The sequence below is a fragment of the Pseudomonas oryzihabitans genome, from assembly GCF_006384975.1.
GTDB lineage: Bacteria > Pseudomonadota > Gammaproteobacteria > Pseudomonadales > Pseudomonadaceae > Chryseomonas > Chryseomonas psychrotolerans_B.
In genome coordinates this window covers 2,865,315-2,884,763 of sequence record NZ_CP021645.1, presented here as the reverse complement: position 1 = coordinate 2,884,763, position 19,449 = coordinate 2,865,315, and the positions used below count along the sequence as shown (strand labels likewise).

The 19,449-nt window shown below is 62.8% G+C and carries 15 protein-coding genes and 1 pseudogene; 11 read left to right on the top strand and 5 right to left on the bottom strand.

Features of this window, described 5'->3' with window-relative positions; genetic code table 11:
* Positions 1-34 precede the first annotated feature (34 nt).
* Complete coding sequence (locus tag CCZ28_RS12880) at positions 35-1,312, bottom strand: MFS transporter (RefSeq protein WP_140218593.1); 1,278 nt, start codon at positions 1,310-1,312, stop codon at positions 35-37.
* Positions 1,313-1,433: 121 nt separating this feature from the next.
* Between CCZ28_RS12880 and CCZ28_RS12875 the strand changes: the two genes are divergently transcribed.
* On the top strand, positions 1,434-2,321 hold the full coding sequence (locus CCZ28_RS12875; protein WP_140218591.1) for a LysR substrate-binding domain-containing protein: 888 nt from the start codon (positions 1,434-1,436) through the stop codon (positions 2,319-2,321).
* A gap of 333 nt (positions 2,322-2,654) precedes the next feature.
* Positions 2,655-4,547, top strand: coding sequence for a methyl-accepting chemotaxis protein (locus CCZ28_RS12870; RefSeq protein WP_140218589.1), 1,893 nt, complete (start codon positions 2,655-2,657; stop codon positions 4,545-4,547).
* Positions 4,548-5,051: 504 nt separating this feature from the next.
* Here the strand turns inward: CCZ28_RS12870 and CCZ28_RS12865 are convergent.
* On the bottom strand, positions 5,052-5,786 hold the full coding sequence (locus tag CCZ28_RS12865; protein WP_140218588.1) for a hypothetical protein: 735 nt from the start codon (positions 5,784-5,786) through the stop codon (positions 5,052-5,054).
* 700 nt (positions 5,787-6,486) lie between these two features.
* Here CCZ28_RS12865 and CCZ28_RS12860 point away from each other — a divergent pair.
* Positions 6,487-7,179 (top strand): bacteriorhodopsin, encoded by a 693-nt coding sequence (locus tag CCZ28_RS12860; RefSeq protein WP_140218586.1) that lies wholly within the window; start codon positions 6,487-6,489, stop codon positions 7,177-7,179.
* 2 nt (positions 7,180-7,181) lie between these two features.
* On the top strand, positions 7,182-8,033 hold the full coding sequence (locus tag CCZ28_RS12855; protein ID WP_140218584.1) for a Brp/Blh family beta-carotene 15,15'-dioxygenase: 852 nt from the start codon (positions 7,182-7,184) through the stop codon (positions 8,031-8,033).
* Here the strand turns inward: CCZ28_RS12855 and CCZ28_RS12850 are convergent.
* Together CCZ28_RS12850 and proP are read right to left on the bottom strand one after the other, a co-directional pair.
* A complete protein-coding gene (locus CCZ28_RS12850; protein WP_140218582.1) occupies positions 8,007-8,486 on the bottom strand; it encodes an Lrp/AsnC family transcriptional regulator in 480 nt (159 codons plus the stop codon). The two genes, CCZ28_RS12855 and CCZ28_RS12850, sit on opposite strands and share 27 nt — an antisense overlap.
* Positions 8,487-9,091: 605 nt before the next feature.
* Positions 9,092-10,543: a glycine betaine/L-proline transporter ProP gene (gene proP, locus CCZ28_RS12845; RefSeq protein WP_140218580.1), complete on the bottom strand. Its 1,452-nt coding sequence runs from the start codon at positions 10,541-10,543 to the stop codon at positions 9,092-9,094.
* A gap of 112 nt (positions 10,544-10,655) precedes the next feature.
* Between proP and CCZ28_RS12840 the strand changes: the two are divergent.
* Positions 10,656-10,874 (top strand): annotated as a pseudogene (locus CCZ28_RS12840) (aldo/keto reductase); the annotation flags it as partial.
* A 105-nt stretch (positions 10,875-10,979) separates the two neighbouring features.
* On the top strand, positions 10,980-11,903 hold the full coding sequence (locus CCZ28_RS12835; RefSeq protein ID WP_205894578.1) for a DUF6515 family protein: 924 nt from the start codon (positions 10,980-10,982) through the stop codon (positions 11,901-11,903).
* Positions 11,904-11,919: 16 nt separating this feature from the next.
* Here the strand turns inward: CCZ28_RS12835 and CCZ28_RS12830 are convergent, their stop codons facing one another.
* Entirely contained in the window at positions 11,920-12,603 is a 684-nt protein-coding gene (locus tag CCZ28_RS12830; RefSeq protein ID WP_140218578.1) for a class I SAM-dependent methyltransferase, read from the bottom strand.
* Positions 12,604-13,417: 814 nt separating this feature from the next.
* Between CCZ28_RS12830 and CCZ28_RS12825 the strand changes: the two genes are divergently transcribed.
* From CCZ28_RS12825 to CCZ28_RS12805, 5 genes are read left to right on the top strand one after another with little or no spacing between them, the layout of a single operon-like run.
* The gene (locus CCZ28_RS12825; RefSeq protein ID WP_140218576.1) at positions 13,418-13,927 is read left to right on the top strand and encodes a GspH/FimT family pseudopilin; all 510 of its coding nucleotides are present in this window, start codon (positions 13,418-13,420) and stop codon (positions 13,925-13,927) included.
* Positions 13,918-14,520 (top strand): type IV pilus modification protein PilV, encoded by a 603-nt coding sequence (gene pilV, locus CCZ28_RS12820; protein WP_140218574.1) that lies wholly within the window; start codon positions 13,918-13,920, stop codon positions 14,518-14,520. The genes CCZ28_RS12825 and pilV overlap by 10 nt, the downstream gene beginning before the upstream one ends.
* Positions 14,517-15,254: a PilW family protein gene (locus tag CCZ28_RS12815; protein WP_140218572.1), complete on the top strand. Its 738-nt coding sequence runs from the start codon at positions 14,517-14,519 to the stop codon at positions 15,252-15,254. The genes pilV and CCZ28_RS12815 overlap by 4 nt, the downstream gene beginning before the upstream one ends.
* On the top strand, positions 15,251-15,859 hold the full coding sequence (locus tag CCZ28_RS12810; protein ID WP_140218569.1) for a pilus assembly PilX family protein: 609 nt from the start codon (positions 15,251-15,253) through the stop codon (positions 15,857-15,859). The genes CCZ28_RS12815 and CCZ28_RS12810 overlap by 4 nt, the downstream gene beginning before the upstream one ends.
* Positions 15,856-19,443, top strand: coding sequence for a pilus assembly protein (locus CCZ28_RS12805; protein WP_240795158.1), 3,588 nt, complete (start codon positions 15,856-15,858; stop codon positions 19,441-19,443). Before CCZ28_RS12810 ends, CCZ28_RS12805 begins: the two co-directional genes overlap by 4 nt.
* Positions 19,444-19,449: the final 6 nt, after the last annotated feature.

The following is a 19,449-nucleotide window of genomic DNA, read 5'->3' as shown; positions in this document are numbered from 1 at the left end:
TCGGCTGGAGCGGTCTTGATGGCGGGGAGCGGCGTCATGCCGCCGGCAGTGGCTGCAACTTCGACAGCCGCACGGCGACCGCCAAGGCCACCAGCAGCAGGGCACCGATGAACAGGCCGACACCGGTCCAACCGCCCAGGTACCAGCAGAAGCCACCGAGGGTGCCGGCCACGCTGGAGCCGGCGTAGTAGCTGAACAGATAGAGCGACGAGGCCTGGCCCCGGGCCTGGCGGGCACGCCGACCGACCCAGCTGCTGGCCACCGAATGGGCGCCGAAGAAGCCGAAGGTGAACAGCAGCATGCCCACCAGTATCAGCCACAGCGGGGAACACAGCGTCAGCAGCAGGCCGCCGAGCTGCAGCACGATGGCAGCGGTGAACACCCGGCGCCGGCCAAAGCGGTCGGCCAGGCTGCCGAACTTGGCCGAGCTGTAGATGCCCGCCAGATAGACCAGCGACAGGACACCGATCCAGGCCTGGCTCAGATGGTAGGGCTCGGCCAGCAGGCGATAGGCGATGTAGTTGAACAGGGTGACGAAGGCGCCCATCAGCAGGAAGGCCTCCAGGAACAGCCAGGGCAGACCGGCATCGCGAAAGTGCAAGGCATAGCCGGCGAGCAGATTGCGCGGCTGCAGGGGGCGCGGCTGGAAACGCTTGGAGTCCGGCAGGCTGCGCTTGAACAGCAGTGCCGCCACCAGCGCCAACACCCCGAGGGCGCCCAGGGCGATGCGCCAGGAGACGAAGTCCACCACCACCCCGCTGATCACCCGACCGGACATCCCGCCCAGGGCGTTGCCGCTGATATAGAGGCCCATGGCATACCCCAGGTGCTCCGGGTGTACCTCTTCGGCCAGGTAGGTCATGGCCACCGCGGCGACGCCGGCCAGCGACAGCCCCACCAGGGCGCGGGTCACCAGGATGCCGTCCCAGGTGGGCATCAGGGCGCTGGCCAGGGTGAAGGCCCCGGCGGCGAACAGCGCGAAGACCATCACCGACTTGCGCCCTATGGCATCGGAAATCGGCCCGGTCACCAGCAGGCCGCAGGCCATCAACCCGGTGGCCAAGGACAGCGACAGGCTGCTGGCCGCCGCGGTGAGGCCGAAGGCCTGGGAAAAGATCGGCATCAGCGGCTGCACGCAATAGAGCAGGGCGAAGGTGGCGAAGCCACCGCAGAACAGCGCCAGGGCGGTGCGCAGGAATTGCGGCGTGCCCTTCTCGATGAAGGCGCTCGGCTCGTGTTGCGCTTCGTTGGCGGCGGGACGGTTGCTCAATGCAGGCGCGGGCTGGGTGGCGGACGACCGGGACGTATTCACGGGTACCTCGGTGACGGGGCGGGATTACAGGTCTGACCTCTTCACCCTAGGTTGCTAGCGGTCATATGGCCAATATATTGTTCGTCTCGATTGATAGGTTCTGCGACTCATTGAGGCGGGCATGGAGCTGCGACACCTGAGGTACTTCGTGGCGGTGGCCGAGGAGCTGCACTTCGGTCGCGCCGCCCAACGGCTGAATCTCTCCCAGCCGCCGCTCAGCCAGCAGATCCAGGCCCTGGAGGCGGAGCTGGGTACCCGGCTGCTGGAGCGCACCAACCGACGCGTCGCCCTGACCGAGGCCGGTCGGCTGTTTCTCGACGAAGCCCGCCAATTGCTCGCCGCCAGCGAGCGGGCCGCCGAACGGGTCCGCCGCGCCGGGCGGGGCGAGACCGGGCAACTGCAGGTGGGCTTCAGCGCCTCCTCGCCCTTCGTCGCCACCATCCCCAAGACCCTGTTCGCCTATCGCCGCGCCTACCCCGAGGTACGACTGCAACTGCAGGAGATGAGCAGCCGCGAGCAGATCGACGCCATGCTCGCCGGCAACCTGCAGATCGGCCTGATCCGCCCCATCGAACTACCCGATACTCTGGTGGCGATCGAACTCTTCCGCGAACCCCTGGTGGTCGCCCTGCGACACGACCATCCCCTGGCCCAGCAGGGCACCGGCCCACTGCCCCTGGCCGCCCTCGCTGAAGAGCCCTTCGTCTATTTCCCCCGCACCTTCGGCACCGGCCTCTACGACCAGTTGCTGACCCTCACCGCCCGCGTCGGCTTCACCCCGCGCATCGTCCAGGAGGCCAGCGAAGTCCTCATCATCCTCGGCCTGGTCGCCGCCGGGCTTGGCGTCACCGTGCTGCCCGCCACCTACCAGCGCACCCAGATGGAAGGGCTGGTGTATCGCGAACTGGACGACCCGGAAGCCACCTCGGCGGTGTGGTTGCTCCGGCGCCGGGACGAGACCTCGCCGCAGGCGGCGGCCTTCGCCAGGTTGCTGCTGGCGGCCGAGTGAGCCGCTTCTAGGGCATTCTGCTGGGGGCCGTGGCGCCTGCCGGCAGTCCTCTTCACGCGCGGCAAAGGGCGGTTTCCTGCAAGGACTCACCCTAGCGCTTCACCTCATCGCTCCTGCGCTGGTCACGGGAGACAGTCAGCTGAATGTGCAGCCAGGAAAGCCCCGCTCCAGGGGCGTTCGCGGTCTGGAAACGGCAGGCGTCGGTTTTTTCGTACCAATCATCTGCCTGTTCCGGTTTCGGGATGAGCTGCTGCTAAAGGCTGCTATTGATGGTGCCGATAGCAAAATACCGTTACAGATTTTCATTTGGATCAGTCCCATGGAGGGCGCCCAGTGCTAAAGCAGCTCAAATTCAGCCACAAGATCTTGTTGGCAACCGCTCTAGTGATGGCGGTAGTCCTGGCTGCCTTCGCGAGTTTCAACGCCTACCTGCAACGCCAGGCCATCGATCAGACGCTACAGCAGACCCTGACCGAGACGGGGCGTATCACGGCGACCAATGTGTCCTACTGGTTGGAAACCCGCATCAAGGTAGCCGATGCCCTGGTGCAGACGATCCTCACCGACACCCCCTCGGGTAACTTCGACAAACTGCCGGAGCAGAAGATTTATACCGAGGTGTTCTCCACCCTCTACCTGGCGCAACCGGACGGTACCTTCATCGCCCGCAACGGCTCGCCGGTCCCCGCCGGTTACGATCCGCGCAAACGGCCCTGGTACACCGAGGCAGTGGCCGCCGGCGGCCTCACGCTTTCCTCTCCCTATATCTTCGCCTCGAACGGCAAGCTGGGGCTGACCATCTCGGCGCCCTTGCTGCGCAATGGCCAACTGGGCGGCGTGGTGGCCTGCTATCTCTATCTGTCCACCCTGACGGAGATGATCAGTGCCTTGGATGCGGGTGGCCTGGGCGAGGCCTTCCTGGTGGACGCCAATGGCAAGGTCCTGGTCAGCAGCCATCCCGAACAGGTGCTCAAGTCGCTCAAGGACGTCTTCCCGGATAACACGCCAACCCTGGCGCCCGGCTTCCAGACGGTACGGGTCGGTGGCAGTGATCGCCTGGTGAGTTTCACCCCGGTGGAAGGCCTGCCGGTAGCCGCGAAGTGGTACCTGGGCCTATCCATCGACGAAGCCAAGGCCTATGCCCCGGTGACCCAGGCCCGCAACCTGGCCATCGTCGCGACCGTGGTCGCGGTCATCGTCATGGTGCTGCTGCTGGGTCTGCTGATCCGGGGGCTGCTGCGCCCGCTCCGCGACCTCGGCCGTGCCATGGAAGACATCGCCCAGGGCGAGGGCGACCTGACCCGTCGCCTGCCGGTGGAGACGCGCGACGAATTCGGCCTGCTGGCCCAGGCTTTCAACCAGTTCGTGGCGCGGATTCATACCTCGATCCGCGATGTGGCCCAGAGTACTGGCCAGCTCAACCAGGGTACCCGCCGGGTGCTGGAGGCCTCGCAGTCGTCCATGCAACAGTCGGATGTGCAATCCCAGCGCACTACCAGTGTGGCCGCGGCCATCAACGAAATGGGCGCCGCCACCCAGGAGATCGCCCGCAATGCCGCCCACGCCTCCGGCGAGGCGCGCAGCGCGCGCCAGCAGGGCGAAGAAGGCCGACGCGTACTGGACGAGGCCATGACCGCCATGCAGGCGCTATCGGCCAAGATCGGCACCAGTTGCGAACACATCGAAGCGCTCAACGGCAAGACCGCCAACATCGGCCAGATCCTCGACGTCATCCGCGGTATTTCCGAGCAGACCAACCTCTTGGCGCTCAACGCCGCCATCGAAGCGGCCCGTGCCGGTGAAGCCGGTCGTGGCTTCGCCGTGGTTGCTGATGAAGTCCGCTCCCTGGCCAGCCGCACCCAGAGTTCGGCGCAGCAGATCCAGCAGATGATCGAGGAATTGCAGAACGGCTCGCGCGATGCGGTGGCCCTCATGCAGGAAAGCCAGCGGCAGAGCACCCACAGCATGCAGGTGGCACAGCAGGCCGGGAGCAGTCTGGGCAGCGTCACCGAGCGCATCGGCGAGATCGACGGCCAGAACCAGTCGGTGGCCACCGCCACCGAAGAACAGACCTCGGTGGTGGAAACGCTCAACCAGGACATCAGCGAGATCAACCTGCTCAACCAGCAGGGCGTGGACAACCTCCAGGCCACCCTGGCGGCCTGCACCGCCTTGGAAGCCGAGGCGGATCGGCTGCAAAAGCTGGTGGGTGGTTTCCGGATCTGAAAGCCCATGGCTGCCGGCAGGCAGTCATGGCGAGTCCACTTTCTCGTAGAGGTATCAGCCTCTACAACCTGTCGCTGACCTCTACTGCCCGTAGTCCACGCATCGTCCAAGAGGGCAGCTAGGCCCTTATTATTCTTGGCCTAGCCGCTGGCAAGACTTTGCATCACAGTGCTGCGCGCCACCTACAGATACACGCTAATTGAAGGGCTCGTGTATCGGAGGCTGGACGATCCCAAGGTGACGTCGACGGTATGTTTGCCCTGGTGTAGGGGTAAGACGTCGCTGCAGATAACGGCGTTTTCTTAGTTGCTATTGATATATGATTCGTAAAGATGTTTGTTATCAAGGTCGGTCTTTGCGGCGGAGTCGCTCTGACCAGGAAGCATCATGATCATGGAGGGGCCGAATTTTTATTCGGTCAGGCACTTCATCTTTCTGTGCTTTGTGGTTTTGTAGTGGTATCTTGTAAAGTCAGCTTGTTCTGCGTTGTCTTGGTTTGAGTTTTTAAGGGCAATTAGATTTTTGAGATTTTTTGTCTGACAGTTTTTTTAATCTTATCTCGCCTGTAACTTTTGCTAGCCTCAAGGCAATTGCTATAGCAAGTATTATCGGGGTTGTAATAATTAGTTTCTGTATAACTCTATTATATTCTATTGCTTTATTGTTTATTTTTGATGTTTCATTTAGCTGTTTTTCGTAAGCCGCAAAGGCTTTTTTGAAGGATTCTATTTTGGTTTTTATTAAAGGAGTTTTATAGTTTTCGGCAGAATCTTCTATTTCTTTTTTATTTAATATCATTGCTATTTTTAGTTCGATCTGATTTGGGGAGTTTGGAGCGAATTCCTTAAATTTCTTGCAGGCTCTCATTAATTCTTTTTTCTCCAAATTTCTAAAATTTGACTTCTTTTCTTCTGTACGGGTAAGGCAAACAGACGAATCGCTTAATTCAAATGCTGCTCTGTTTAAGTTCATGGAGGCTAAATTGTCAAGCGTCCTTTGAGTGCTTAGCTCAGTGCTTACAATTTGAGCTTGTATTTGAATTATCTGAGTAACGACCCCGAGCGATCCTGCAATTATCCATATGTAATCCACGCGTTTCCATCCGATGTCACCAAGTACAGTTGGAAGGTGTTTTGTTTTCTTTATAAGTAACAAATAAAGAAGTACGTAGATTAATGTTGTAAATATCAAAAAGTAAGCAATCGTTGGTGCTATTTCTATCAGTGCTTCTTTGTACATGTGGTTTCTTCTTAATTTTGCCTTGCTGTTTTTGAACGTGTTATCACTACTTGATTTTAGGTTGTTGTGTTTGTGTTTTTACCTCGTAGGGGTAAATGGTTCAGTTAAGGGTTGTTCAGCTTTTCTGTTGGGTAATGAGTTCTGATTTCTATTAGGTGGTAGTGCTAGTTAAGGTCGGCCTGCGAATAATATGCGGCGCCTAGAAAATTCTAGCGTGGATTCGAGGCTGGGCTCAACTACCTTGTGCTAGTTAAGCAGATGGATGATCCGCGACTTAATAGCTTTCTGGTGTTGGCTCAATATGAAAGGTATTAGCTTGCTGAGTTGAAGCCAATACATTCTGAGTGGCTATATCGTTAACAACAGGCTTTTCATACTTTAGCGATTTGGCCAGAAAGCGCTGGTAAAAGTCGTCGAAGAAGGCATGGCAGTTGAAGCAGCGTTTGTAGCTCGACGATACCTTTGGAGCGGCAGCATGCAGATTTCCGGGAGGGCACGAAAGGACGCAGCCTGCCTGAGCGCTCAAGAGCGGCGCCTGACCTCGATCGAGACCGCTGTGCCAGCCGTCCAGTGGTTCTGAAACATTTTGAACCAACTCTCGCGGCGGCTTCTCTACCTTAAGCGCAGCGGTTGTCGAGAACCCCTTTTCCAGAGGGGTTGGTCGTACCGGTTCGCCCCTATCGACCCTCTGGAGACTTTCATGATTCAGACGCCCCTGCTCATCGGTTTCATCATCATGTCGCTCGCGTCCCTGGCGATCTATGCCAGGGGCGCGCACCATGGTCCGTTGCGCGGCCATACCCTGGTGCATGCCGCCGTGCCCTTCATCGCCGCCACGGCCTATCTGGCCATGTACCTGGGCGTCGGCAACCTGATCAAGCCGGACGGCAGTGTCACCTATGTCGCCCGTTACCTGGACTGGACCTTCACCACCCCACTGTTGCTGGCCGGCGTGGTGAGCTCGGCCTACCTGGGCGCGCGTGAGCAGGAAGGCCAGGCCGGTTTCGTGGCCTCCATCGTCACCCTGGACGTGGTGATGATCGTGACCGGCCTGATCGCTTCCCTGGCCCCCTTCGGCACCATCAAGTGGGTGTTCTTCGCCTGGTCCTGCGCGGCCTTCGCCGGGGTGCTCTATCTGTTGTGGAAGCCGCTGGCGACCCTGGCCGGGCAGCAGGCGCCGATTGGCGTGGCCTACCGCAAGAACGTCGGCTTTCTCAGCGTGCTCTGGCTGATCTATCCGGTGGTCTTCGCCGTGGGGCCCGAGGGTGTCTGGGCGGTGAGCGATGCAGCCACGGTCTGGGCCTTCCTGATCCTCGATGTGCTGGCCAAGGTGGTCTACGCCTTCACCTCCGAGCGCAACCTGCGCGCGGCCCTGGCGCGGCCTGGCGTCTAGCCATGACCGTGAGCGGGCGGAGCTGGCTCGCGCTGCTGCTGACCGCCGGGCTCGCCAGCCTGGCGGGCGGGGCAGGGCAACTGGCCTTCGTCCTGGTGGTGGGCCTGGGGCTGGGACTGCTGCATGGTGCCAGCGACCTCTGCCTGGTCTCTCCAACACGCCGCCCCGCCTTTCTGGGCTGCTACCTGGCGACCGCCCTGGCCTGTCTGCTGTGCTGGCAACTGGCAGGAGCGCTGGCCCTGGCGCTGTTCCTACTGCTCTCGGCTTGGCACTTCGCCCATGAGGACGAGCTGTTCGCCGGGCGGCTAACGTCGCTGGCGCTTGGGCTGTTCATCCTTGGCGGGCCGGCGCTGTTGCACCCTGCAGCCGTCGCCCGGTTGCTGGGCTTGGCCATGGGGCCAACGGCGTCTTTAGCTTTGGCGCAATGGCTGACCTGGCTGCTCGTCCTCGGTGGCGCGCTGTCGCTGCCTGTTCTGCTGCTGGCCGCCTGGCAGCGGCATTGTCCCTGGCTCGCCGTCACGCTATTCGCCGTGGTGCTGACGCCGCCCCTGGGGGGCTTCGCCCTCGGCTTCTATCTGCTGCACGCCGCGCCCCAGACCGGGGTGCGGCAGCGGCTATTGGGGGCAGCCAGCCTCAAGGCCTATCTCTGGCTGACCTGGCCGATCCTGCTGGGGGCGGCGGTCTTCACCCTGGCCGGTGGCTTGGTCTTCCTGCTGCAGGAACGCACCGGTGTCCGCGCCCTGTTCGCCGTCTTGGCGGCCTTCGCCGTGCCGCACATGCTGGTACTGCCGCGCTTTCTCGGAACCGGTGTTGCGGTCGCCCCGCACCTAGGTACGCAGGTGGTTGAGCGGTAGCTCGGTGCTGGCCAAGATCTGGTTGAGCACGAAGCTCGAACGCACGCTGGAGACACCTTCGATGCGCGTCAGGGTACCCAGCAGCAATTGCTGGTAGTGCTCCATGTCGGGTACCACCACCTTGAGTTGGTAGTCCGCGTCCATGCCGGTGACCAGGCAGCACTCCAGCACCTCGGGGCACTGGGCGATGACCGCCTGGAAATTCTCGAAGCGCTCCGGGGTGTGCCTGTCCATGCCGATGAGCACGAAGGCGGTCAGCGACAGGCCGAGTTTCTTGCGATCCAGCAGGGCGACCTGGCGGGTGATGTAGCCAGCGTCTTCCAGTTGCTTGACCCGCCGCGAGCAGGGGGAGGGTGATAGCCCGATGCGTTCGGCTAGTTCCTGGTTGGAGAGGCGGGTATCGCGTTGCAGTTCTGCCAGGATTTTTAGATCGAAGCGGTCGAGTTTGTCCATTTTGCATACCTTGCGCTAGCCAGGAGCGTGCAATGCTAGTTTTCTAGCGAAGGATTGCGCAAGGGGCGATAAAAAGCGCAAACAACGCAAACCCCTGCTGGGCCTAGGGGCGTAAGCTGAACTCAACTTCGATAGCCCGGTAGAGCTGTCCACCGGAAGCGCCCCAGGAGGGCCTTTCGTATCGCCAACGACGGTATCCCGTCCGCCGCGCCCGGGCCCGCCCAGGTCACCATTCCTGGTCGATCGCAGCCACCGTCACGAGCGGTGCGAGAGGACAACGAATTCAAGGGGAGGCCGCCAGGTCTCCCCTTTTCTTTTGGCTGGAAATCGTGGGGTTGAGCGGGCCCTCACCCCGGCTCTTTCCCTGGGGGAGAGGGGGCGTTTGGAGGAGGTTGGGGGACGAGGTGAAGCTACGAGGCTAATCGTAGCTAAGGTAGTCCGCCGGATGCTGCGGAGGCTATTGATCGCGACCATGCCGGTGCGCCGTAGCGACAGCTCCTACGGTGATATCCATGCGCAACTGTCTTTATCGCGCTTATCGCGGCCATGGGCCGCTCCTACAAACGCATCCCCCCTGTAGGAGCGGCCCATGGCCGCGATTAGGCTTACGCACGCCCCGGCGGCTGCTTGTCCACGGTCAGTGGTGCGTCGCTGGCGAGGAATTCCTTGGCTTCCTCTTCGCTGGCCACCGAGGGTGGCGAGCCGCGCAGGGGTTTGCCAGCGGTCTCGCGCACGGTGAGCATGGTGAGGATGCCGATCACCGCTGCCACCATCAGGTAGTAGGCCGGCACCAGCGGGTCGCCGGTCTTTTCCACCAGCCAGGCGGTGACCAGCGGGGTGGTCCCGCCGAACAGCGACACCGAGATGTTGAAGGCGATGGACAGGGCGCTGTAGCGGATCGGGGTGTAGAACAGCGCCGGCAGGGTGGAGGGCATGGTGCTGGTGAAGCAGGCTAGGGCGATGCCCAGCAGCATCAGGCCAAGGAAGATCAGCCAGTCCTCGCCGCTGCCGATCAGCTTGAGGCAGGGAATCGCCAGGACCAGGATCGCCAGGCACGCGCCGATGATCATCGGCTTGCGGCCCAGGTGGTCGCTGAAGAAGCCGCCTAGGATGTTGAGCGGCATCATAACCACCATGACGATGAGGATCAGCAGCAGGCCCTTGGTCTCGGCATAGCCCATGGTCACGGCCAGGTAGCTGGGCATGTAGGTCAGCAGCATGTAGTCGGTGACGTTGAACACCAGCACCAGGCCGACGCACTTGAGCAGGGCGACGCGATGCAGGGTGAACAGCTCGCGCAGGCTGTGCGCCGGGCTGTCCGCCGCCTTGCCTTCGTTGGCTTCGGCGTGGGCCTTGAATGCCGGCGTCTCTTCCAGCTTCAGGCGCATATAGAGGCCGAGCAGGCCCAAGGGACCGGCGATGAAGAAGGGGACGCGCCAGCCCCAGTCGAGCAACTGTTCCTGGCTGAGCGCCGCGGTAAGGGCGGTGACCGTCCCGGCTCCGGCGATGTAGCCGGCCAGGGTACCGAATTCCAGCCAGCTGCCCATGCGCCCGCGGGTCTTGTCGGTGGCGTATTCGGCGATGAAGGTCGCCGCGCCGCCGTATTCGCCGCCAGTGGAGAAGCCCTGCACCACCCGGGCGAGCAGCAGCAGGGCGGGCGCCCAGATGCCGATGCTTTCGTAGCTGGGGATGAGGCCGATGCTGAAGGTGCCCAGGGCCATCATGATCATGGTCAGAGCCAGGATCTTCTGGCGGCCGTATTTATCGCCCAGCGGCCCGAACACCATGCCGCCGAGTGGGCGGACCAGGAAGGCGACGGTAAAGGTGGCGAAGGTGGCGATCAATTGCGCCGCGGCATCGCCGTCGGGAAAGAAGACCTTGCCCAGGGTCACGGCCAGGTAGCCATAGACGCCGAAATCGAACCATTCCATGGCGTTGCCCAGGGCGGCGGCACCGACGGCGCGCTTGACCAGGGAGTTGTCCACGATGGTGAGGTCGTCCGGCTTAACCTCATGGCGGCGCTTGAACCAGCCGACGTGATGATGGTGTTTCGACATGTGTTTTCCTCCTTGCGTGGGGCCATAGACCCAGGCAGACCGCTAGAAGTGCGATTCCTGTGCGGTTGAAACTTGCCAGCCGCACCGGGAGTCGACCCTTCACGTGCAAAAAATCCGTGGAGGCACCCCGCAGTATCGTCCGCTCGGCCATTCCGGCCTGCTCGCTTCACAACTCGACCTCGGCACCCTGCAGGTGGGTGGTCGCGAGGGCTTCGAGAAATGCGGCGGCATCGACCTGCGCACCCTGCGCCGGCTGTTCGATATCGCCTTCGACGCCGACGTCAACCTGGTGGATACCGCCGACCGGTATTCCAACGGCTTGGCCGAGCAGCGCAAGACCCTGGAACGGCAGCGCGACAGGTAAGCGACAGGGAGGGCCGCGGCACCCATGAGATACTGGCGGGGACGATGGGACGGTCCCGTCGAGGAGGCATCCATGAAGCCCCAGACCCTGCTGGCGACGGCCCTGGCCTGCTGTCTGACCGCGACCCTGGTTCAGGCCGACGACATACGCCTGGGCGGTGGCTATGTCACGCCTCCCGGCGCTCCCGCAGGACCGCCACCCGGAGCTCCGCCCGCGCCGGGCCGGGGACCGGTGGACCAGGGCCCCGGTCGTTGGAACGGACCGCCTCCGGAGCGACGCCCGCCGGTGGCCAGGCCTGCTGGGCCGGCCCTGGACGACTGGCAGCGTAACGACTTGCCACCGGGTCCACCGCCGACCTGGCAGCAGCGTCCGGGTTATGCCGCGCCCGGCTATCCATCGCCACCGCCACCGCGCCCCGACTATGGCCAGGACTGGCAAGCTGGCCGGCCGGGTTGGGGCCGACATCCGCAGTGGCGCCCCGGCTTCGAGGTGCCGGGCGTGCCCGCCGGCTTTACCCGCGTCTGGTACCGGGATAGCCAGTACTACTATGCCGACGGCTACTGGTATCGTCCCCAGGGCCCGCGTTACGTGGTGGTTCTGCCGCCGACCGGCGTCCGGGTCAGCGTGTTGCCGGACTTCGCCGAGACGCTGTGGATGGGCGGCACCACCTATTACTTCGCGGCGGGGAGTTACTACCGTACCGATCCGGGCGGCGGCTTCGTCACCGTCGCCGACCCCACCGCGCCGGTGCCAGTGTCGGTTGCGAGCGCGCCGCCCACGGCAAACTACGACGCCTATGACGTCACCGCCTATCCCCTGCAGGGCCAGCCACCCGAGCGCTACGCCACGGATAGATATGACTGCCGCCGCTACGCCGCCGGTGATTCGGGTTTCGATCCCGAACGCCCCGGCGCGGTGGCCGATCCCTACCTGACCCAGCGTTTCCGCCAGGCGCTGGCGGCATGCCTGGCGGGACGTGGGTATCGGGTGGAGTAGGGCTGCACCTGCGCGGCTAGTCGTTGGTCAGCTGCACCAGGGTGAACAGCCCAAAGGGCGGCACGCTGCTGCGACTGGCGCGGCGCAGGTCTTCACGGGAGAGGATGGATGCCATGGCGAAATCCGGGTGCCAGCCGAGCTTGCGCGAGGCCGGCGCCAGGGCCTTTTCCGCCAGCAGGCGCAGACCACTCTCGGCCTGGAAATGATTGACCAGCAGCAGGTGGCCACCCGGCTTCACCACTCGGCGCATCTCCTGCATCAGCTTGCGCGGATTGGGCACCACGGAGGCCACGAACATGGCCACGGCGATATCGAAGGAGCCGGTGGGCAGGCCGGTATCCTCGGCGTTGGCTTCGAGCAGGGCCTCCACGGTGGTGAGCCCCTCGCGGGCGACGCGCTCCCGGGCCTTGGCCAGCATGTCCGGTGACAGGTCGATGCCGGTGACACTCTTGTCGGCGCCGTAGTGGGGCAGGGCGAGACCGGTGCCCACGCCGACCTCCAGCACCCGGGTGCCCGCCAGGGCGTTGACCGCCGCTACCGCACGCTTGCGCCCGGGCGCCGAGACACCACCGAACACCCGATCATAGACATTGGCCCAGCGCCGATAGGCGGAAATGATGGCGGCGTTGTCCAGGGCGGAATGGGGCGCGGAGGTGTCGGTGTCATTCAGCGAATAATCGATTTTCTTCGAGTCGTGCATAGCGGCCTTGTCATTGTCGGTAGATGAAAGCAGCGGCGATACGGAACTAACTCGGCGCGGAGTCCGATGATGGAAAAGTGCACTTCGATAACGAAGCGTTACCCGCTGCGTTATTGCTGATGCCTAACCAATGCGGCCTAGAGGCTTCTGGTTGCCTGGCGTCCACAGTCTTCAGGTCAGGTGGAGCGCTCATCCCGGCGCGGCGCGGAAAAATAGGCCTGTTCTTTTTAGAACAATAACGCCCGCTTTGGCTAGTTATGGATGACTTGTTCCGTCATGAATGAGAAGTTGGTGCTCGAAAGGGCTTTTATTGTTTGGTGCTTCAATTAAAAAACTTCAATCCAAGTTTATTGGTTGTTCATTCAATCAATGAATTTGGAGGGACTAGGCTATGGACAAAGTGCATGCTCAGGCGAGGCGCACCTGGAGTCCGCGTGGTCCTGTAGTGACCTTGGAGAACGGGGCGGCTGGAACGGCCCGACAGGCGCTGAGGAAGCACCGTAGCGACGGATCATTTCTGCGGGTTACAGGGCCTGCCTGCGCAATATTAGAATGACCATTTTTCCGTGGGGAACGGCTGAGACCCTTGAGTTAGAGCGCTCAAGTTGGTTTTCATAACGTTAGATGGCATATTAGTAGGCGGCTTTATTTACCTGAAATGAAGCTAATCAGTGGCGCTTCGCTGATCCGGGATTCGCCCGCAAGACCCGGCCAGTCATCCCGTCCATACGGCCGAACATCTCTCTGATGCTGATTTTGCTCTAGGTCAGGCGCAGCATCTCGTTTTCCTCGATAGACACAAGGCAGACCTGACGTGAAGAAGGCTGCAGGCTTCACTCTTACCGAATTGATGATAGTCATGGCCTTGGTGGGCATCCTGATCGCCATCGCTGCGCCTGGCTTCGGCGCCTTGACTCGGTCCAATCGGGTGACTGTTGCGGCAAATGAGCTGACTAATCTGCTCAACTACGCGCGCAGTGAAGCCCTGACGCGGGGGCTGAACGTCAGCGTGGAGGCGCCGAGCGTCAACAACTGGTCCGGTGCGCTCAAGGTCACCACGGCCAGTAGCACCGTCGTGGGCGATGTGGAAACGCTGCGGGCCTTCGAAGGCAGTGGTCTGGCACCCAGTGGCATCAGCAGTGTCGGCACCGCCACCCGCCTGACCTTCAGGCCCAATGGCACCCTCGCCGCGCCCTTCACCATCCTGCTCTGCGCCACCAACGACACCCACACCTCCGGCAAGGCACTCACCATCAGCCAGGGCGGCTACACCGCGGTGTCCGATTTCACCCCCACGTCGGCGAGCACCCGCGGATGCAGCTAAGGTGCAAGGCCCCCACGGCGGGCTTCAGCCTGATCGAGGTGCTGGTCAGCCTGGTGATCATCTGCATCGGCGTGCTGGGCCTGGTGGCGCTGCAATCGCGCAGCCTGGTGCTGTCCCAGGATGCCATCCAGCGCAACAACGCCATCATGCTGGCCAGCGAGCTGCTGGAGCTGATGCGCAGCAATCCGGCCGCGGCCCTGAGCGGTGACAGCTTCAACACCGCGAGCCCCTACGCCAAGCAGGCTGGCAAGGATTTCACCCTGGTGGCCCTGGAGGCGGCCGATGGCACCTGCGCCACGCTCGACCGCAGTGCGGGCGGCAGCAGCGTGGCCGGCAAGGATCTCAGCTGTTGGTTGCAGCAGGTCAAGATGCTGCTGCCGGTGACCGATGCTCTGATCAAGGCCAACTTCGCGGTCTGTCCGACGCGCAAGCCCCCGCAACTGGGCAGCACCGCGCCCTACAACGATACCGATGCCTGCGTGTCGCCCAGTGCCTCCATGGTGATGATCGTCCTCGCCTGGCAGGACAATACCGGCAACAGCGCGGGCTGCAGCGGCGGGCTGTGCTTCTACACCCTGAGGGGGGAGCTATGAAGGCGCGGCAAGCGGGCCTCTCCATCATCGAATTGATGGTGGCCCTGACCCTGAGCACCTTTCTCATCCTGGCGGTGACCCAGCTGTACCTGAACAACAAGCGGCACGCGCTGTTCCAGGAAGGCCAGGTCAGCAACGAGGAAAATGGCCGGACCGCGCTGCTGTTGCTCGACCAGCAACTGGCGCGGGCGGGCTTTCGCGCCAATCCGGTCAGCCAGACGACCCTGGCGCTGGCTTTTCCGGCGCGGGCGGCTGGCAACGGCTGCCCGGCCATGAACCCGGGGCAGGCGGTCGCCCTGACCAGCGACAAGACCGGGCTGTGCTTTCGCTACCAGGGCGAGGTGAAGGGGACCGACAGCGATTGCCTGGGTAATCCCATCGCTGCCGCCGGCCTCAACGGTACCGAGGTGCTGACCCGCATCAGCTATGTCGCCGATGCCACGGGGACGCCGGGACGCGGCAGCCTGCAATGCAGTGCCCAGGGCCAGCCGGCCCAGGTCATCGTCGCGGGGCTGGCGGATTTCGTCTGGTTCACGCCGCCGTCGCCCGCGGCGCAAAGCCAGGCGATTCGCTATGCCGCGCTGTTTTCCAGCCGCGTGGCCAGCGACGGCCTGGCCAACGCCATGGCGACGAATTGGCGGACCCTGACCGGGCGGGCAGCGCCCGAGGGTGCCAGTAGCCAGGTGCTGCAAATCGTCCAGGGCAGCGTCACCTTGCGGAATCTGATGCCATGAACCGTCCTGCAGCCCGACGCCAAGGGGGCGCCGTCCTCCTGGTCGCCCTGGTCATGCTGTTGCTGCTCACCCTGCTGGCCATCACCAGCATGCGCGAGACCACCCTGCAGAATCGCGTGGGGGGCAACGTCTCGGAGCAGAAGCGCGCCTACAACGCCGCCGAGTCCGCCCTGCGCGAGGCCGAGCGGCGCCTGAGCGTGCTACGTGGCACGGCGGCCTTCGCCAGCGCCAGTGCCGGTTTCGACTCCTGCAAGACCAGCGCGACCACCCTGGCGACCACCACCGCGAATCTATGCATCCTCAGCGAGGACCACGACCTGGATACCCAGGCCAAGGTGCAGACCTGGGCCAAGACCGCGCTGCAAACCCTCACCGAGCTGCCGGCCGATACCTCCCTGGGCTACCAGGGCTTCGATGGCCAATCCCGCTATCGGCTGGCGCCGCGCTGGGTGGTCACGGTGATCGGCGAGGGCGGCAGTCCCAGCCTCGCCGATGCCTACAAGGGCCGCGGCTCCTACTACTACCGGATCACGGCGGCGGCCCGCAGTGGCGGTGCGCGCTTCCCGGTCATCCTGCAGAGCATCATCAAGCTGGAGGTGCCATGAGCCTTTCTTCCCTGCGCCTGGCGCTACTGGTCCTGCTTGGCGCGTCCGCTGTCGTCGGTGCCAGTACCCTCAACATCAACCAGCAGCCGCTATTCCTCAGCACGGGCGTCGATCCCAACATCATCGTGACGCTGGACAACTCCAACAGCATGAAGTGGGGCTTCATTCCCGACGCCCTGGGCTACAGCGCCAACAATCTGCGCCCTACGCGGCGGGTCAAGTCGTCGGCCTTCAATGCCATGTACTACAACCCCGCGGTGACCTATGCCGTGCCGAAGAAGGTCACCTTCAGCAATGGCGTGCTGACGGTTGCGGACTATCCGGTCAGCAGCGGCACGGGCTTCGACTTCACCAAGGTGTACGTGAATGGCTTCCGGCCGGGAGCCGGCACGGTGGACCTGAGCCGGGATTATCGCGTGGCCTGGGAATACGACACCGCGCGTGGCCAGGACACGAACTACAACGCCGGGACCAACTACGGCGGCAATACGGGAGTTATCTATTACCTGGCGGAAAATCCGAGAGCGGACTTCTATAGCTGGAGCAGTGATAAGACCGAGACGGGCGTGCCGGCCTACTACTATGTGTTCAACAGCGATAACACCAGCTGCCGAACCTCGAACGACGCCTGCTACACCCTGGTGAATCCCACCTCCGCCGCGGACCGGCAGAACTTCGCCATCTGGTACGCCTTCTATCGCAATCGTGCGCTGAGCATGCAGTCGTCGGCCAATCTGGCCTTCTCGCAATTTTCCAATACGGTACGGCTGACCTGGCAGGACCTGAGCAACTGCACCACCCTGGGCGCCAGCAGCGGGTGCAGCGGCATCAGCTATCGCGGCGGCAACCCGCTGCGCACCTTCGATGGTCAGGCCCGCGCCAACTTCTTCAAGTGGCTGGGCGACATCAATTTCAACACGGGTACGCCGCTGCGCAGTGCCATGGACAGGGCTGGTCGCTTTCTGCAAAACAGCGGTAGCGAAGGCCCCTACGCCAAGGACCCCGGGGTGACCCAGAGTCCCGAATACGCCTGCCGACCGAGTTATCAGATCATGATGACCGACGGTAAGTGGAATTCGGACAGCTTCAGCGTGGGGAACGTGGACGGCAGCGGTCGAACCCTGCCGGATGGGATGGATTACGCGTCGACCCAGACGCCGTTCACCGACAGCGCCAGCAATACCCTGGCTGATCTGGCGTTCAAATACTGGGCGACGGACGCCCAGCCCACTATCACGGACAGGCTCTCGCCTTACATCCGCGAGTCCAGCACCAACACCAGAACCCAGTACTGGAATCCGAAGAACGACCCGGCGACCTGGCAGCACCTGGTCACCTATACCGTCGGCTTCGGCCTGGGTTCGTCGCTGACCAATCCCGCCTGGGGCGGCAGCACCTTTACCGGGGGCTACAGCCCGAGCATGACCTGGCCTGAGGCCAGCAGCGACAGCGACAACAACGTCTATGACCTCTGGCACGCGGCGATCAATTCCCGCGGCGACTTCTTCAGCGCCGACGATGCCAGTGGCCTGGTCGACTCCCTGAGCCAGGTGGTGAATCGCATCGCCCAGGCCAATACGGCCAGCGCTGGTCAGGCATCGTCCTACTTGCTGGATAGCACCCTGAGCTCCAACTACACCTATGTGCCGACTTTCTCCAGCACCGACTGGAGTGGCGACCTGATCAAGTCGTTGCGCACGGCCACCACGGCCACCCAGGTCTGGAGCGCCCAGAGCCGGCTGGATGCGACCTACGGCACGGGCGCCTACGCCACCCGAAAGGTGTACATGAGCGTGGGCGGTGTGCGCCAGGCGTTCCTCTGGAGCAACCTCAGCGACGACCAGAAGGCGGCGCTGAATCGCAATGCGAATGGTACCCGCGATAGCTATGGCGAGGCCCGACTCAACTATCTGCGTGGTGATCGCAGCAAGGAAAGCCAGGCGGCTACGCCATCCTTGCGTATTCGCAACCACCTGCTCGGTGACATCGTCGACTCCACGCCCGCGCTGGTTACCACGCCCAGCAGCCCCACGGCCAAGATGAACAGGCTTGGCAGCGCTGGCAGCTACAGTGCCTTCCAGAAAAAGTGGGCCACCCGCGCCACGCGTCTCTATGTCGGTGCCAACGACGGCATGCTGCATGCCTTCGACGACAACGGCAACGAAGCCTTCGCCTTCGTGCCGAGCGCCGTGATCCCCACTCTCTACAAACTCACCGATCCGAGCTACACCAACAGCACTCACCAGTTCTACGTGGACGGCGCGCCCTTGGTTCAGGATGTCTACTACGATGGCGACTGGCACACGGTGCTGGTCGGCACGCTACGCGGTGGCGGCAAGGCCGTGTTCGCGCTGGATGTCACGGACCCCGATGATCCCAAGGTGCTCTGGGAGCGGAGTGCCAATGACGCCGATTTCAGCGAGTTGGGCCTCACCTACAGCAAGCCAGCGTTCGCTCGTCTGCATACCGGCGATTGGGCCGTACTGCTCGCCAACGGTTACAACGGCGCCAACGACAAGGCAGTGCTCTATGCCCTGGACGTCAAGACCGGCCGGCGGCTCGCCGCACTCACGCCCGAGCCCAACGACGGACTGACCACCGCTAATGGCCTGGCCACACCGACGGTGTTGGACGTCGACGGCGATCTCATCGCCGACTACGCCTACGCCGGCGATCTGCACGGCAATCTCTGGCGCTTCGACCTGATCGGTAGCAGCCTCAAGGCCGTCGCGGCCATTGGTGATCTGAAGGTGGCCTTCGGCGGGGCGCCGCTCTATCGCGCCCGTGCCTCCCGCTACAGCAGCGGAGGAGCGGGCCAGCCGCAGGCCATCATGGCGGAGATCCAGGTGCTGCGGCATCCGTCGGGGATCGGTTACCTGCTGCTGTTCGGTACGGGTAAATACCTGGAGGCTGGCGATGCCACGGCCGTCACCAGCAAGGCCATGAGTCTCTACGGCATCTGGGATCGGCAGACCACCGGCGAGATCGCTGGCAGTACGCCTGCGCTGACGGTAGCCAATCTTCAACAGCAGACCCTGGGTGGCGATACCCCGATCACCTACACCGGTGCGACCGATGCGTCGGTCACCACCACGGCCAATACGGTGAGCACGAACGCCGTGGATTGGTACGACGACAGTACGGGCAGCGGTAAATACGGCTGGTATCTCAACCTGCCGTCAGCGGGTGAAATGGTCATCACCAAGCCGCTTTATCTGGCCGATACCCTGCTGACGGCGTCGCTGGTGCCCAATGACGATCCTTGCGATTCGGGTGCCGTCACCTATCTTTATGCCTTGGATCCCTACACGGGAGGGGGCACCGACCACCTGTTGCTGGGCACCACGGTCAACTATTCGCGGCTGAAACTGGCTGGTTTGTTTCCTGGGCTCGCAGCGTTTTCGTACAGCGGTGGTCGCATTACCGTGGGGGCGACTACCGTAGGCGCGACCAATCTGGGCGGGGCGGGCGGCGCAAGCGGCTCGACGCTTACTGATAAAAGTCTGCTCGAAGGGGTCAAGCTGGAGCGTTCCCCCGTTCGCCAAACCTGGCGGACCATCTCCAACCAGAATCCGGAACCCTGAGGTAGC

Coding starts and splice junctions, on each gene's coding strand:
- CCZ28_RS12810 (WP_140218569.1), top strand. CDS start 15,251: ATGAACCGTCCTGCAGCCCGACGCCAAGGGGGCGCCGTCCTCCTGGTC.
- CCZ28_RS12835 (WP_205894578.1), top strand. CDS start 10,980: ATGAAGCCCCAGACCCTGCTGGCGACGGCCCTGGCCTGCTGTCTGACC.
- CCZ28_RS12830 (WP_140218578.1), bottom strand. CDS start 12,603: ATGCACGACTCGAAGAAAATCGATTATTCGCTGAATGACACCGACACC.
- CCZ28_RS12875 (WP_140218591.1), top strand. CDS start 1,434: ATGGAGCTGCGACACCTGAGGTACTTCGTGGCGGTGGCCGAGGAGCTG.
- CCZ28_RS12865 (WP_140218588.1), bottom strand. CDS start 5,786: ATGTACAAAGAAGCACTGATAGAAATAGCACCAACGATTGCTTACTTT.
- CCZ28_RS12850 (WP_140218582.1), bottom strand. CDS start 8,486: ATGGACAAACTCGACCGCTTCGATCTAAAAATCCTGGCAGAACTGCAA.
- pilV (WP_140218574.1), top strand. CDS start 13,918: ATGCAGCTAAGGTGCAAGGCCCCCACGGCGGGCTTCAGCCTGATCGAG.
- CCZ28_RS12805 (WP_240795158.1), top strand. CDS start 15,856: ATGAGCCTTTCTTCCCTGCGCCTGGCGCTACTGGTCCTGCTTGGCGCG.
- proP (WP_140218580.1), bottom strand. CDS start 10,543: ATGTCGAAACACCATCATCACGTCGGCTGGTTCAAGCGCCGCCATGAG.
- CCZ28_RS12855 (WP_140218584.1), top strand. CDS start 7,182: ATGACCGTGAGCGGGCGGAGCTGGCTCGCGCTGCTGCTGACCGCCGGG.
- CCZ28_RS12815 (WP_140218572.1), top strand. CDS start 14,517: ATGAAGGCGCGGCAAGCGGGCCTCTCCATCATCGAATTGATGGTGGCC.
- CCZ28_RS12860 (WP_140218586.1), top strand. CDS start 6,487: ATGATTCAGACGCCCCTGCTCATCGGTTTCATCATCATGTCGCTCGCG.